Annotated in this window: 12 protein-coding genes; 9 read left to right on the top strand and 3 right to left on the bottom strand. The window is 43.8% G+C overall.

Annotation, left to right across the window (positions count from 1 at the left end; translation table 11 throughout):
* Positions 1-36 precede the first annotated feature (36 nt).
* The 9 genes from hutH to ACOOE0_RS08125 all read left to right on the top strand — a co-directional run bounded on the left by hutH (position 37) and on the right by ACOOE0_RS08125 (position 12134).
* On the top strand, positions 37-1614 hold the full coding sequence (hutH, locus tag ACOOE0_RS08165) for a histidine ammonia-lyase (RefSeq protein WP_420401977.1): 1578 nt from the start codon (positions 37-39) through the stop codon (positions 1612-1614).
* A gap of 4 nt (positions 1615-1618) precedes the next feature.
* Positions 1619-2848 (top strand): imidazolonepropionase, encoded by a 1230-nt coding sequence (gene hutI, locus ACOOE0_RS08160; RefSeq protein WP_420401976.1) that lies wholly within the window; start codon positions 1619-1621, stop codon positions 2846-2848.
* 87 nt (positions 2849-2935) lie between these two features.
* The gene (locus tag ACOOE0_RS08155; protein WP_420401975.1) at positions 2936-4945 is read left to right on the top strand and encodes a urocanate hydratase; all 2010 of its coding nucleotides are present in this window, start codon (positions 2936-2938) and stop codon (positions 4943-4945) included.
* Positions 4946-4949: 4 nt separating this feature from the next.
* On the top strand, positions 4950-5918 hold the full coding sequence (gene hutG, locus ACOOE0_RS08150; RefSeq protein WP_420401974.1) for a formimidoylglutamase: 969 nt from the start codon (positions 4950-4952) through the stop codon (positions 5916-5918).
* Between the two features lie 515 nt (positions 5919-6433).
* On the top strand, positions 6434-6661 hold the full coding sequence (locus tag ACOOE0_RS08145; RefSeq protein WP_420401973.1) for a hypothetical protein: 228 nt from the start codon (positions 6434-6436) through the stop codon (positions 6659-6661).
* A gap of 11 nt (positions 6662-6672) precedes the next feature.
* Positions 6673-6954, top strand: coding sequence for a type II toxin-antitoxin system YafQ family toxin (locus ACOOE0_RS08140; RefSeq protein ID WP_420401972.1), 282 nt, complete (start codon positions 6673-6675; stop codon positions 6952-6954).
* Between the two features lie 114 nt (positions 6955-7068).
* Positions 7069-8283, top strand: coding sequence for a DNA polymerase IV (dinB, locus tag ACOOE0_RS08135; RefSeq protein ID WP_420401971.1), 1215 nt, complete (start codon positions 7069-7071; stop codon positions 8281-8283).
* Between the two features lie 145 nt (positions 8284-8428).
* Positions 8429-11410: a DNA polymerase III subunit alpha gene (locus ACOOE0_RS08130; protein WP_420401970.1), complete on the top strand. Its 2982-nt coding sequence runs from the start codon at positions 8429-8431 to the stop codon at positions 11408-11410.
* Positions 11411-11720: 310 nt separating this feature from the next.
* Positions 11721-12134: a hypothetical protein gene (locus ACOOE0_RS08125; protein WP_420401969.1), complete on the top strand. Its 414-nt coding sequence runs from the start codon at positions 11721-11723 to the stop codon at positions 12132-12134.
* Between the two features lie 5 nt (positions 12135-12139).
* Here ACOOE0_RS08125 and ACOOE0_RS08120 read toward each other — a convergent pair whose 3' ends face one another.
* From ACOOE0_RS08120 to ACOOE0_RS08110, 3 genes are all read right to left on the bottom strand, one after another.
* Positions 12140-13318 carry an acyl-CoA dehydrogenase family protein gene (locus ACOOE0_RS08120; RefSeq protein WP_420401968.1) on the bottom strand — a complete coding sequence of 393 codons (1179 nt, stop codon included), beginning with the start codon at positions 13316-13318 and terminating at the stop codon, positions 12140-12142.
* Between the two features lie 148 nt (positions 13319-13466).
* Positions 13467-14177, bottom strand: coding sequence for a tRNA1(Val) (adenine(37)-N6)-methyltransferase (locus ACOOE0_RS08115; RefSeq protein WP_420401967.1), 711 nt, complete (start codon positions 14175-14177; stop codon positions 13467-13469).
* Positions 14178-14267: 90 nt separating this feature from the next.
* A complete protein-coding gene (locus ACOOE0_RS08110) occupies positions 14268-15695 on the bottom strand; it encodes a sulfatase (RefSeq protein ID WP_420401966.1) in 1428 nt (475 codons plus the stop codon).
* Positions 15696-15785 lie beyond the last annotated feature (90 nt).

The following is a 15785-nucleotide window of genomic DNA, read 5'->3' as shown; positions in this document are numbered from 1 at the left end:
ACATAACTTTTACCTTTATCTTATAAAATTGAACACATGCAACTACCCAAAACATTTCATTTTGGTGAAGATCATTTAACCGCCAGCATTGCCTTGGGCATAGCAGATGGTTCCATTAAAGGAGTGGTAACCGATCAATGCTTCGAAAAAATAAAAGCAAGCAGTCTGCGCGTACAAAACATAGTGGCTAAGGGTGACACCGTTTACGGAATAAACACGGGTTTTGGCCCTTTGTGCAATACCAAGATTTCCAAGGAGGATACCAGAATCCTTCAATCCAATATCTTGCAAAGTCACAGTGTGGGTGTTGGGCAACCCATTGCCCAGAAGTTGTCCAAACTAATGCTCATTCTAAAAATCCACGCCCTTTCCAAGGGATTTTCGGGAATTGCCGTGGCTACCATACAAAGAATGCTCTGGCATTTGAAAAACGATGCCATTCCCGTGGTTCCATCCCAAGGTTCTGTGGGAGCTTCAGGAGATTTGGCGCCACTTTCCCATCTTTTTCTTCCTTTGATCGGGCTGGGTAAAGTAGACTTTGAAGGCAAAACCATTACCACGGACGAGCTCTTCAAAAAAACAGGATTAAAGCCTTTGGAACTTGGCCCAAAAGAAGGACTGGCATTGATTAATGGCACCCAATTTATAGCGGCCCATGCGGTATTGGTCGTTCAAAAATTACAATATGCTTTGCGCCATGCGGATATTATTGGGGCCATGATGTTGGAAGGGCTTCAAGGTTCCATGAAACCTTTTCACGAAAAACTCCATGAGGTTCGTCCCTTTAAAGGAAATCAGCATGTCGCGGGCAGAATCCGAACGTTGCTTCAAGGTTCTGAAATTCTGGAAGATCATATCGATTGTGAAAGGGTTCAAGACCCCTACTCTCTGCGCTGCATTCCACAAGTGCATGGGGCATCACGAAATGCTTGGTTACATTTAAAAGAGTTATTGGAAGTGGAGTTGAATGCCGTGACAGACAACCCAGTAATCATAGATGACGAACTTACCATAAGCGGAGGCAACTTCCACGGACAACCTCTGGCCATGGCCCTGGATTATGCAGCTTTAGCCGCATCTGAATTGGGAAATATTTCTGACCGACGAGTGTATTTGGCCCTTGAGGGAAACAGCCCCGGCGTTCCCAAATTGCTGATGGAAGATACGGGAATCAACTCGGGATATATGATCCTGCAGTACACCTCAGCAGCCTTGGCAAGTGAAAACAAGAGTCTGTGCTTTCCTGCCAGCGCTGATAGCATTCCAACCTCATTGGGGCAAGAAGACCATGTGAGTATGGGCTCCATAAGTGGTAGAAAAGCGCTCAACATCATTGAAAATGTGGAAAAAATATTGGCCATCGAATTGTTGACTGCGGCGCAGGCCTTCGAATACAGAAAACCATTAAAATCTGGCATATTGCTGGATGAAATCCATAAGTTCGTAAGAACCAAGGTCTCATTTGCTGAAAGCGACCGTGTCTTTGCCGACGACATTGAACAGGGCATCCAGATGATTCAAGAGGGTGAAATTATTGCCCTTGTGGAGCATGTTATGGATTCCAAAAAATTAAAGTGGAATACCCCCCACCAGCACGAATTTGAAATTTATTGATCCCATGGACAAACCTTTATTGATAGGCCCATTTAGCCAGTTGCTCCCCATGACCAATCTGCCCGTAAAAGGTAGTTTGAAGGATGTTGATTTACTCATTATTGAAAATGGGGGCATTTTGGTTTCCGAAGGAAAAATCAAAGAGATTGGCGTTTATGAAGATTTGAAATCACAGGACGTGGATGTGCACCATATTGAAGGGCAATATGTCTGTCTCCCAGGGTTTGTGGACTCCCACACCCATATCTGCTTCGGGGGCTCCCGTGCCCGGGATTATGCGCTACGAAATGCCGGGGCATCCTATTTGGAGATTGCCAAGGCCGGAGGTGGCATTTGGGATACCGTGACCCAAACCCGCAAAGCTTCCCAAGAACAATTGGAAGTCGGCATTATGGATAGAAGCAAGATTCATCTGCAAAACGGAACCACTACCATAGAAGTAAAAAGTGGTTATGGCCTTTCTGTGGATGAGGAACTAAAAATGCTTCGAGCTATCAAAAATGCCAATACAAAGACCTCGGCTGATTTAGTGGCCACCTGTTTGGCCGCCCATATGAAGCCCAAGGATTGGAATGGGGACGTTGCCTATCTGGATGAAATCATTGCAAAATTATTTCCCGCAATTAAAGCTGAAAATCTATCCCAACGAGTGGATGCCTTTATTGAGGAAAGTGCTTTTACCCAGAATGAAATTGAAAGCTATTTTGGAAAAGCCCAAGAAATGGGCTTTGATATTACCGTTCATGCCGACCAATTTACCACGGGCGGTAGTGAAGTTGCCATAAAGTTTGGTGCCATTAGTGCCGACCATTTAGAGGCCAGTACGGAACGAGAAGTTCAACTGTTGGCAAAGAGCAATGTGATTGCAACCGCCTTGCCCGGGGCTTCCCTGGGACTGGGATGTGCCTATACCCCAGCTCGTAAAATTTTGGATGCCGGCGGGGCCTTGGCCATTGCCAGTGATCACAATCCAGGTTCGGCCCCCATGGGAGATTTACTTACCCAGGCCAGCATTCTGGGCACTTTTGAAAAGTTGTCCAATACAGAGGTCTTGGCAGGAATCACCTTTAGGGCTGCAGCAGCCTTAAACCTATCCGACAGGGGAACTTTGGAATCTGGAAATCTTGCCGATTTTGTAGTCTTCCCAACAGATAATTATCAAGAAATAACCTATCATCAGGGGGGACTAAAACCAACTATGGTATTTAAAAATGGAATTTACGTTTGCGAATAACATTGTCATTCCGCACTTGATGCGGAATCCACCAACCTCTCTTGGATCCCTGCTTTCGTAGGAATGACACATCATTCTTAATCAATAATGAAAAAAGAACATTTCAAATCACAAATCCTTCAAGGAATCCCAAAGCAACTTCCCGCGCCAAAACCATATCCCAAAGGAGGGAACCCGGCTCCCAAAAGGAAAGATATTCTGACCGTGGAAGAGAAAAAATTGGCGGTTCAAAATGCCCTGCGTTATTTTCCTAAGGTGTGGCACCAAGAATTGTCCAAAGAATTTGCCGAGGAGCTCAGAACTTATGGCCGAATCTATATGCACCGCTTCAAACCAGAATATGAGCTGTATGCCAGACCTATTTCTGAATACCCGGCCAAATCCCGACAAGCTGCTGCCATCATGCTCATGATCCAGAACAATTTGGATCCAGCCGTGGCACAACATCCAGAAGAATTGATTACCTATGGAGGGAATGGGGCCGTATTCCAAAACTGGGCACAATATCTGTTGACGATGCAATACTTGGCGGAGATGACCGAAGAACAAACCCTGCATATGTATTCAGGGCACCCTATGGGACTGTTCCCTTCTTCCAAGGAAGCACCAAGGGTTGTAGTCACCAATGGTATGATGATTCCCAACTATTCCCAACCCGATGATTGGGAGAAATTCAATGCGCTGGGTGTTACCCAATACGGACAGATGACAGCAGGTTCCTATATGTATATTGGCCCGCAAGGCATTGTACATGGCACCGCCATTACGGTGATGAACGCCTTTAGGAAGGTATTGAACAAGGCAGAATCTCCAGAAGGAAAGGTGTTTTTAACTGCTGGGTTGGGAGGCATGAGTGGGGCACAACCCAAAGCAGGAAACATAGCTGGATGCATCACCGTCTGTGCCGAAGTAAATCCAGAAGCGGCCAAAAAAAGACACGAACAGGGCTGGGTGGATGAACTTTGGACCGATATTTCAGGGCTTATCCAAAGAACCCAAAAGGCCATTACCAACAAAGAGGTGGTCTCCTTGGCCTATATTGGAAATATAGTTGAAGTCTGGGAACAATTCTTGGAGGCCGATATATTTGTGCACTTGGGATCGGACCAAACTTCCCTTCATAACCCATGGGCAGGGGGATATTATCCAATCGGATTGTCTTTTGAGGAAGCCAACACGCTAATGGCCGAAAATCCATCAGCATTCAAAGATCAAGTCCAGGAATCCCTGCGTAGACAGATCAATGCTATAAACAAGCACACAGCCAAAGGCACTTACTTCTTTGACTATGGAAATGCCTTTTTATTGGAAGTATCCCGTGCTGGTGGGGATGTGATGGCAGCAAACAACATTGACTTTAGGTATCCCTCCTATGTTCAGGATATCTTGGGGCCCATGTGTTTTGACTATGGTTTTGGGCCATTCCGATGGGTCTGTACTTCGGGAAATCCAAAGGATTTGCAAAAAACGGATGCTATTGCCTTGGAAGTAATGAAATCCATAAAGTCCGAGGCACCGGAAGAAATCCAACAGCAAATGCAGGATAACATTAAATGGATCGAGGAAGCGGAGCAGAACAATTTGGTGGTAGGTTCGCAGGCCCGAATCCTATATGCTGATGCCGAAGGTAGGGCCAAAATAGCGGAAGCTTTCAACCAGGCCATTTCCAATGGGGATATCTCCGCTCCTGTGGTTCTGGGAAGGGACCATCACGATGTGAGTGGTACGGACTCCCCTTTTAGGGAAACCAGTAACATTTACGACGGCAGTAAATTCACTGCTGATATGGCCATACACAACGTAATTGGCGACAGTTTTCGAGGAGCCACATGGGTTTCTATCCACAATGGCGGTGGTGTAGGTTGGGGAGAGGTAATGAACGGAGGATTTGGAATGGTATTGGACGGCTCCAAAGAAGCTTCAAGACGACTCAAAAACATGCTCTTCTACGATGTGAACAATGGCATATCCCGTAGGAGTTGGGCCAGAAACAAAGAAGCGCTTTTTGCCATCAAACGGGAAATGGAAAGAACCCCGAATTTGAAAGTAACTTTGCCCAATTTGGTAGAAACTGATATTTTGGACCATCTTTTCTAAGGTCATGAAAAATTATTCCAAACCCAAAACTGATAATTGGCAGGGACGCGAGAGCACCAAAAACCTCTACCTGCATGAAAAAGTGAAGTGCGTTCCCTTGGATGAGATTCCTGAGCCGCCCAAAAAATCAATAACCCTATTGGGTTATGCTTGTGATGAAGGGGTGAGCCGCAATCAAGGTCGGGTTGGAGCTGTGGACGGGCCAGATGTCATCAAAAACAGCCTGGGACGTTTTCCTAACCATTTGCCCAGTACCGTGCAATTATACGATGCCGGAAACATTACTTGCACCAAAGGTGACATGGAGGCTGCCCAAGCCAAATTGACATCTTCAGTTTGTTCGCTGTTGGACAAAAAGCAGTTTCCCATTATTTTGGGCGGAGGCCATGATGTAGCTTATGGACATTATCACGGAATCAAAAAACATTTGGATTCCAAAAAGGATGGAAAGAGCATTGGCATTGTAAATTTTGATGCCCATTTTGATCTTCGTCAAAATACCCAGAACAACAATTCGGGCACGCCATTTTATCAAATTGCCCAGGAGTGCAAGGAGGAACATATCAGTTTTAATTATCTCTGCCTGGGCATTCGAAAAGATGCCAATGACCGCTCCCTATTTCAAACCGCCAAGGAACTGGACGTTACTTACGTGCTCACGGACACTTTCCAAATTCAATTTTTGGATGAAATCAATACCTGGATCAATGCGTTTATCAAAACGGTGGACAAGGTTTATGTGACTATTGATCTGGATGGGTTTTCGTCTGCCTATGCTCCAGGGGTGAGCGCCCCCTCCCCCATGGGTTTTACCCCACATATTGTCTTGGAATGCCTGAAGACCATCATTGCTTCGGGAAAATTGATCAGTGTGGATCTTGCCGAGATGAATCCCAAATATGATATTGATGGGCAAACGGCCAAATTAGCGGCTTCATTGATCCATCATATTATGGATTTGCAATTTCCTTAACGGGGTATTTTCTTTTCGGATTAATGGATTCCGCCTTCTCGACGGAATTAGCTTAGCTATAATTTGCTATGCTTCCAATACGATTAAAGGGATTCCGCCTTCTCGGCGGAATTAGCTTAGCTCTAGATTACTGTGCTCCCAATAGGATTAAATGGATTCCGCCTTCTCGGCGGAATTAGTTCAGCTATCAATTTCGGATACGGCACAAGGCCTTTCCAAAATTGAGCTTCACTAACAAAAAAAGCCTTCCAAATGGAAAGCCTTTCATTGGCGAGCATTGTTTTAATGCTACAACCTGATTCCAATCCTATTACAGATTGAAATCCAACACAACGCGGTAAAGATAGGAATGATTTTTGAAAAACAACACAGAATTATATAACCCTAATGATATATCGCGTATGCAAAGCAGAAAACAGGTGGATTATATTGAATATACTTTTTATCAATATTATATCATTTGTATATCATATTGATATACATTAGATTTGCGATATACCTCAATCCAAAATAAAATGAAAACAAAACAGGTTGCCCTCCGCTTTGACGAGGAATTGATTGAGCTTGTTAGAGCAAAAGCAAAAGCACAAAGAAGAAGTCTCAATAATTATATTGAGTTTTTATTGTACAACGATGTTGGGAATATTCCCAATGAAGAAACCAAATCTGCCATTGAAGAGGCTAGGAACAGTGACAACCTAGATCCTATTGACGATTTGGACAAGTTCTTGGACGAGCTTTAACCACTATACCCATGTACCAATTAGTGCCTACGACCCGATTTAAAAAGGATTTAAAAAAGGTAAAGAACAACGATAAGGATTTTAAGCTGACCACAGCAGTACTCAAAGTACTACAATTAAAGGGAGTCAAAGGGATTCCCGCAAAAATGAAACCCCACAAGCTTTCTGGCAGATATAGCGATAATTGGGAATGCCATATTAAACCTGATTTACTGATTATCTGGATACAAATAGAATCTCCCAACATTATTAAGTTGATTCGAATAGGTAGCCATTCAGACCTGTTCAAATAAAATAATTCTCAAAATTTCGAATTTCCTTTCCCTTTATTTTTGAATTGAATTATTTGGATTTATTCCATTTTTTAGGATTTATTCCATAAATTAGCTGTCCCTCTAAACTAAACAATGAAAAAGACCATTTTGCACATGGACTTAGATACCTTCTATGTCTCTGTGGAGCGCATTATCAATTCCGAGCTTAAAAATAAGCCCTTGCTGGTAGGTGGCACCAGTGACCGAGGCGTGGTGGCCGCATGCAGTTATGAAACCCGGGGATTTGGGGTGCACTCCGGCATGCCCATGAAAATGGCCAAGGAGCTTTGCCCAGAAGCAGTTGTAATTCGTGGTAATGCAGGAACCTATAGCAAATTCTCCGATGTAGTAACGGAAATCATCAAAGAACATGTTCCGCTTTTTGAAAAATCGAGCATTGATGAGTTCTACGCCGACCTCTCAGGCATGGATCGCTTTTTTGGTTGCTATAAATACGCTTCGGAAATGCGAAAAAAAATCATAAAAGAAACTGGATTACCTATTTCGTTTGGACTTTCCGTAAACAAAGTGGTTTCCAAAGTAGCCACCAATGAGGCCAAACCCAACAATCAGCTCAAAATAGATTTCGGCTTGGAAAAACCTTTTTTGGCTCCGCTGTCCATCAAAAAAATACCCATGGTGGGCGATAAAACCTATCAAACCCTTCGGAATTTGGGCATTCGGAAGGTAAAGACGGTACAGGAAATGCCCATGGACATTATGCAGCGGGTGTTGGGCGCCAATGGCAGGGTTATTTGGAAACGGGCCAATGGCATGGACAACACTCCCGTTATTCCTTTTCACGATCGTAAATCGATTTCTACTGAACGTACTTTTGACCGAGATACCATTGATGTTGCCAAACTCAAGGGCATTTTACTTGCCATGACGGAGAATCTGGCCTATCAATTACGGCGAGGCGATAAATTGACCGCCTGTATTGCCGTAAAAATCCGCTATTCCGATTTCAACACCTATTCCAAACAATTACGGATTCCGTATACCAGTGCCGACCATATCCTTATCCCAAAAATCTTGGAGCTGTTCAACACCCTGTACAGCAAAAGAATGTTGGTTCGACTGATCGGGATTCGGTTTAGCCATTTGGTCTCGGGCAATTACCAAATCAATCTTTTTGAGGACACCGAAGAAGCCCTGAACCTATATCAAGCTATGGATTATGTGCGAAACAGATTTGGCGGTCGTAGTGTTATACGGGCCTCTGCCATGGGCGCAAAAACCATAGGCAGCATGCACAACCCTTTTAATGGAGAACCTCCAGTAGTATTGGCTCATAGAAAACAGTAAGCAATGAGCAATGAGCAATGAGCAATGAGCAATGAGCAATGAAAATGAAAAATTGAAAATTGATAACTGATAACTGATAATTGATAATTGATAATTGATAATTGATAATTGAACATTGTACCTAAACTGCCACACATATTACAGCATGCGTTACGGCACCTTCTCGGAGTTGGAACTTCTGGAACTTGCCCAACAGAACCATGTTACCCGCTTGGTGTTGACGGATATCAACAATACTTCTGCAGGGCTTAATTTTGTAAGGAAAGCTCCGGAATATGGAGTTACCCCCCTTTTGGGCATCGATTTCAGGAATGGCGCACAGCCATGTTTTTTGGGAATTGCCCAGAATAATGAAGGCTATTTGGAACTAAACAATTTTTTGTCCCACCATCTTCACAACGAATTGGAGATCCCAGCTAGAGCCCCAGTTTTTGAAAACGCCTTTGTCATCTATCCGTTTGAACAGGTCTTGCTCAACGAGCTGGAAAATTTTAAAGAACATGAATTCGTTGGGGTTTCCATTCAGGATTTAAGACGATTACCTTTTTCCAGATTGATCAAGCTCAAAAAAAAGTTGGTGGTACAGCAACCCGTTACTTTTCGTAACAAGGCCGATTTTAATGCCCACCGTTTACTCAGGGCCATTGACAATAATGTGCTTTTGAGCAAACTCCCCAAAGAGGAAGAGGCAAATGAAGAGGAAAAGATGTTTGCCGTTCAAAACCTGGCAGCCGCTTTTTCCGAATATCCCTTTGTTTTAGAGAACACTGAAAAACTGCTTAATCGCTGCAGCATCCATTTTGATTTTTCCAAAGGCCGAAAACCCCAAAACCTCAACAGCTATTTGGGCAGTGTGGAAGACGATGAAAAATTGATTGAAAAACTGTGTTATGAAGGCCTTCCTTATCGCTACAAAGAAGTAGATGCCTCCATCCAAAATCGATTGGACAAAGAGCTCAACCTTATTAAAAAAATGGGCTTTGTCTCTTACTTTTTAATCAATTGGGATATTGTTTCCGAGGCGCGTCGTAGAGGGTTCTATTATGTAGGTCGGGGTAGCGGGGCAAATAGTATTGTGGCTTACCTTCTCCGGATCACCGATGTTGACCCCATGGAACTGGATCTTTACTTTGAGCGCTTCATCAACCTATATAGGGCCAACCCGCCCGATTTTGACATCGATTTTTCTTGGCGGGACAGACCGGCCATGACCCAATATATTTTTGATCGCTTTGACCATGTGGCCCTCTTGGGAACCTATGTCACCTTTAAGGAACGAGGCGTTATTCGGGAATTGGGCAAAGTCTTTGGACTGCCCAAACAGGAAATCGATTTTTTGGCCACAGGAAGGTATAACCTCAACCAATTGGACAGTATGTCCAAACTCGTTCTCAAATATGGAAAACTCCTCAAGGACAAACCCAACTATTTGAGCATTCACGCTGGCGGAATCTTGATCAGCGAAAAGCCATTACATTGGTTTTCGGCCACCCATTTACCCCCCAAGGGATTTCCCACTACCCAGTACGATATGGTGATTGCCGAAGATGTGGGTCTGTACAAATTTGATATTCTGGGACAACGTGGCTTGGGAAAAATCAAAGAAGCCCTGGAAATTGTGGCCTACAACCAGCCAGAAAAGCATCAGGAGATCGACATTCATGATATCCAGGGTTTTAAAACCGATGATACCATAAACAATCTCATCAAAACCGCGCAGTGCATGGGTTGTTTTTATGTGGAATCGCCCGCCATGCGGATGCTGCTGCGAAAACTGGAAGTGGACAATTATTTGGGCTTGGTGGCTGCCAGTTCCATTATCCGCCCCGGGGTGGCCAAGAGTGGGATGATGCGGGAGTATATTTTGCGACACAGGAACGAGGGTCGTGCAGAGGAAAAAGCCCATCCGGTGATGTTGGACATTATGCCCGACACCTACGGGGTAATGGTCTATCAAGAGGACGTAATCAAGGTGGCCCACTATTTTGCCGATTTAAATTTGGGTGAAGCCGACGTGCTCCGAAGAGGGATGAGCGGAAAATTCCGCTCGCGGGAAGAGTTCCAAAAAGTGAAGGATAAATTCATTTCCAACTGCAGAAAAAAAGGCTATACGGACACCCTCATTTTTGAAATATGGAACCAAGTGGCCAGTTTTGCCGGCTATGCCTTTGCCAAGGGACATTCAGCTTCCTATGCCGTAGAGAGTTATCAAAGCCTTTTTCTACGAGCCTACTTCCCTCTCGAATATATGGTGGCCGTACTCAATAATGGCGGTGGATTTTACCGTTCCGAATTTTACATTCACGATGCCCGTATGCTTGGAGCTACCATTCATGCTCCTTGCGTAAACAATAGCAATGCGGCCAACCGTATTCACGGCAGCCATATTTACCTGGGGATGATGTACTTGCGGGATTTGGAAAGCCGGGTTATGGAACGCATCATTAAAGAAAGAAGCTTAACCGGCCCTTTTGTTTCCCTCGAAGACTTTTTGGATCGGGTCATTATTTCAGTGGAACAGCTTTCCATTCTCATTCGGATTGATGCCTTTCGGTTTACGGGCATCAACAAGCATAAACTGCTTTGGAAGGCCCATTTGATGCTTTCCAAGAACGATCGCTTGGAACATCCCAAGCTATTCCCTCCACGACATCAAAAATTTAAGATTCCCAAACTGTACACCACAAACTTGGAAACGGCCTTTGATCAATTGGAACTCTTGGGGTTTTGTCTATGTAGTCCGTTTGAGTTATTGGCCGAGCCTCCCAAAAACAACAATGGTCAACGGGATTTGCATCGATATTTAAACAAACACATTGATATTTATGGGTATTTGGTCACCGTAAAAAACACCAACACCCACAGCGGTAAGCGGATGCATTTTGCCACGCTTGTAGACCAACACGGAGAGGTTTTTGACACCGTACTCTTCCCTCCTGTTGCCGCCAAATACCATTTCAGAGGCAAAGGGATTTATCGCTTTTACGGAAAAGTGGTAAGTGAGTTTGGCTTTTTAAGTATTGAGGTCGTGAAAATGCAAAAACAGGATTACATCCCAGATCCTCGCTATGCAGATATGAAGACAAGTAAGAAACTATTACGGCCAGTTAAAACAAATTCCACCTAACCTACATATCGACTACATTTATTGTTTTATTGTAACTTTGAGATATACTACTTATTCGATTTGGAATGAAGGTGTCATTTAGAACAAAAACAGAAAGCAACCGTGAACAAGAAAGAGAATTTTTGTCCCTCTCTCCTTCCGAGCGTATTTATTCCTACCTAAAATTGATGATGCTCCAGAATAACTTTCCAACCAAACATACATCCAAAAAGAACAGCTTTACTATAAACATTGTTAGCAAGGCCTATTGAATCAGTGGAAAGAAGATATTGACTCTTTTATAAGGTTATCCAACACCTTCGGAGTTAAAATGATAATGGTTGGAGGTGGGGCGGTTAATTTTCATGGCTATCAACGGCATTCCGCTGACGTAGACTTTTGGATTGATGCAACCGAAGTCAACTTTAAAGCACTTGTACAGGTATTCAATGGGATGGGATACGAAATTCAAGATTTACCCGAATCCGTAAAAAAACAGGAACAAAATATATCGGTCAAGTTCTCACCAACCGACTTAAATCTGGAATTGATCACCAGTTTCCCAATTGGTTTATCCTTTGAAGAAGCCTACCAGCAAGCAGAAACCGTCATTTTAGATAAAGAAAAAAAACTAATTTGGAAGGTTCTTTCCTTAAATCATCTTATTGACAGCAAGTTAAAATCAGGAAGACCCAAAGATTTGTTGGATATCCAAGAGCTTAAACGAATCAATAATATAGACTAAGAAAGTTATTTAAAAGCTGGGTACCCTGTGATATCAGCTCCCGTAATCAACAAGTGAATATCGTGGGTACCTTCATAGGTAATCACACTTTCCAGGTTCATCATGTGGCGCATAATACTGTATTCCCCAGTAATACCCATTCCCCCTAAAACCTGTCGCGCTTCACGAGCTATCTTAATGGCCATTTCCACATTGTTCCGTTTGGCCATGGAGATCTGAGCTGTGGTAGCCCTACCCTCATTCTTTAGTTGACCCAATCGGAAGGCCAATAATTGCGCCTTGGTAATCTCCGTAATCATTTCAGCCAGCTTCTTCTGCTGCAGCTGTGTGGCTGCAATTGGCTTTCCAAACTGGACACGCTCCTTAGCATAGCGGAGTGCGGTATCATAGCAGTCCATGGCAGCACCAATGGCACCCCATGCAATGCCATACCTAGCAGAGTCCAAACAACCCAGCGGGGCTCCCAGACCATTCTTGCCTGGCAGCAGATTCTCTTTTGGAACTTTGACGTTATCAAAAATCAACTCTCCTGTTGCAGAAGCACGTAACGACCATTTGTTATGCGTTTCCGGAGTGGAGAAACCTTCCATTCCCCTTTCCACAATAAGCCCATGAATTCTTCCCTCTTCATTTTTGGCCCATACCACGGCAACATCTGCAAATGGCGAATTGGAAATCCAAAGCTTGGCACCGTTTAATAGGTAATGGTCGCCCATATCTTTGAACTTGGTCTCCATTCCACTGGGATTGGATCCATGATTGGGTTCTGTAAGTCCAAAACAGCCCATCCACTCACCTGTAGCAAGTTTGGGAAGGTATTTTTTTCTTTGCTCTTCGCTACCGTACGCAAAAATGGGGTACATCACCAAAGAAGATTGCACAGAAGCCGTAGACCGAACTCCACTATCCCCTCTTTCTATTTCCTGCATGATCAGTCCATAACTGATTTGATCCAAACCAGCCCCTCCATATTCCTCGGGGATATAAGGCCCGAAAGCACCAATCTCTGCCAAGCCTCCAATAATTTCCTTCGGAAATTCGGCTTTTTGGGCGTACTCCTCAATAATAGGCGAGATATCTCTTTTTACCCACTGACGGGCCGCGTCGCGAACCAATAGGTGTTCTTCAGAAAATAGATCATCTAAATTGTAGTAATCCGGGGCTTCAAACAAATCAGGTTTCATTTAATATGATTTAGTGTTACAGGCTTGCCTAAAAACATATATAAGCTACCTGGTCAAATGGATTCCGCAATAAATGCGGAATGACAAAGATTCTTAAAAGAATCTTGTCAAATGTACTAACGAAATATAACTTTATACCATCCCATTGTTACATTTTTAGGTAAAAAGCTCTGGTCAATGCAACATACTCTTCGGTGTATTCATGCCGTCCCTGCTCAATGGTCAATTCTTCCATCCTAAGTTGGGTCTCTCCAAGACCAAATTCCAGCAAACTTCGTTTGAAAGGAGCATTTGGATTTCCCCTTACGTGCAACGACCGCCTTGGATGTAACCCCAATGCGCCAGCCATATCCACAAACTGTTTTTCTTCCTTGAATGGGATCACCACAGAAAAAATACCGTGGGGAGACAATAATCGGGATACACCTTCCAAGAGTTCATCAAAGGGCAATGAAGTATTTTGCCTTGCCATATCCCTTGCCTCTGCTCCGCTGGTCACTTCTTCAGAATAAAATGGTGGATTGGATACAATCAAATCATACGTATCCTCAATTTCATCCACAAGCTCATCCAGACCGGCATGGTAACAAAAAAGTCTATCTGCCCAGGAAGACGCCTCAAAATTTTCCACACATTGTTCATAGGCATCCTCATCCAATTCAATGGCATCTATTACCTCCGCATTTGAACGTTGGGCCATTTGAAGGGCAATCAAACCCGTGCCAGCGCCAATATCCAAAATGGAATCGGGTCGGGTTTCCAAACTTGTCCAAGCTCCAAGCAATACCCCATCGGTGCCCACTTTCATGGCACAGCGGTCTTGATGGATGGTAAACTGTTTAAATTGAAATGGCTTCATTGCTTTGCACTAACTGACAAATCACAAGCACCAAACTCCATAAGCCTAGTATTTGTATATATGGGATTTGGAATTTTAATATTGGAGTTTTCAATTCAACCTTCCCGGTTCCCGAGTTTCTGAACCCTCAAGTCCAAGCAATGCATCCCCAAGTTTTTGGCGCATCCCATTGGCCATGAACTTGATTTCCGAAACGATTTCGGGATGCTCATCTGCCACGTTCTTGGTCTCACTCACATCGTTAACGACGTCGTACAATTCAATTTCCTCCATATCGATCATCCGGTAATCCCCAGGTTGACCATCTTTCCCAGGTTCTTGTCCATCCATGGTACGGTAACGGTGTGGGAAATAAAGCTTCCATTTGCCATAGCGCACCCCAAACATTTCATTCACCCTATAATAAAAGAAATAGGCTTTTTGCGGGCTGTCTTCACTTTCCCCAGTCAATAACTTTACGGCACTTTTGCCATCAATGGTTTTGGTAGGCAAATCTGCCCCGGTAAATTCAGCAATGGTAGGCAGAATATCGATAGCCATCATAGGAGCCTCTATGACTTTTCCCGCTTTCAATTTTTCTGGATATTTCATGATAAAAGGTTCGCGCTGCCCTCCTTCCCAGGCAGTCCCCTTTCCCTCACGAAGCGGCAAGGCGCTTCCCGCATGGTTACCATAAGAAAGCCAAGGCCCATTATCCGAGGTAAATATGACAATTGTATTGTCCTCCAAGTCGTTTTCTTTAAGTGCTTTGTTGATTTCCCCAACAGACCAATCAATCTCCATGATCACATCTCCGTACAGTCCCCGTTCTGATTTTCCTTTGAACTTTTCAGAAACAAACAAAGGAACATGGGGTTGCGGATGGGGCACATACAAAAAGAAAGGTGTATCCTTATTTCTTTTGATGAAATCCACGCTCCGCTCCGTAATTTGGGTGGTCAGTTGGGATTGTTCTGTGAGTGTATCGATTACTTTTTCATTTTCATACAAATGAAGGTCAGGGAAGTTAAAAATAGGCCCTTGTTGTGGATGATAAGGCCACATATCGTTGGAATAAGGTATGCCAAACCACTCATCAAAACCATGCCTAGTAGGCAGGAACATTGGATGGTGACCCAGATGCCATTTCCCAAAAATGCCTGTTGCATATCCTTGTTCCTTGAGCATTTCCGCCAAAGTGGTTTCGGAGGCATTGATACCATGTGTATTGTCGGGCCCTAGGGCATTATGTATTCCAATTCGGTTGGGGTAGCAACCCGTCAAAATTCCAGCCCTAGAGGCGGAGCATACGGCTTGGGCAGCATAGTAATGGGTCAGTTGCAATCCCCCTGCCGCCATCTTATCTAGGTTAGGAGTTTCAATATCCGGCGAACCAAAAACTCCTACATCTTGATATCCTTGATCATCGGTAAAAATGAGGACTACATTGGGTGGAACTTTCTCTTTTAGTTCTTTGGATGGTTTTTCGGCACAGGAAACAAGGCACAATAGTGCAATGAGGAAACAGTATCTGAACATGGTTTTGGTTGTTTGAGGTATAAATATAACTAAAACCAAATCCCTTTTAAACCCGATTAAAGAGTCCCATATCTTCTGGTCCCTTTATAC

Source organism: Flagellimonas sp. (assembly GCF_965215805.1).
Lineage (GTDB): Bacteria > Bacteroidota > Bacteroidia > Flavobacteriales > Flavobacteriaceae > Flagellimonas.
Note: the sequence above shows the minus strand (reverse complement) of the source record. Positions and strands in the feature narration are given on the sequence as shown.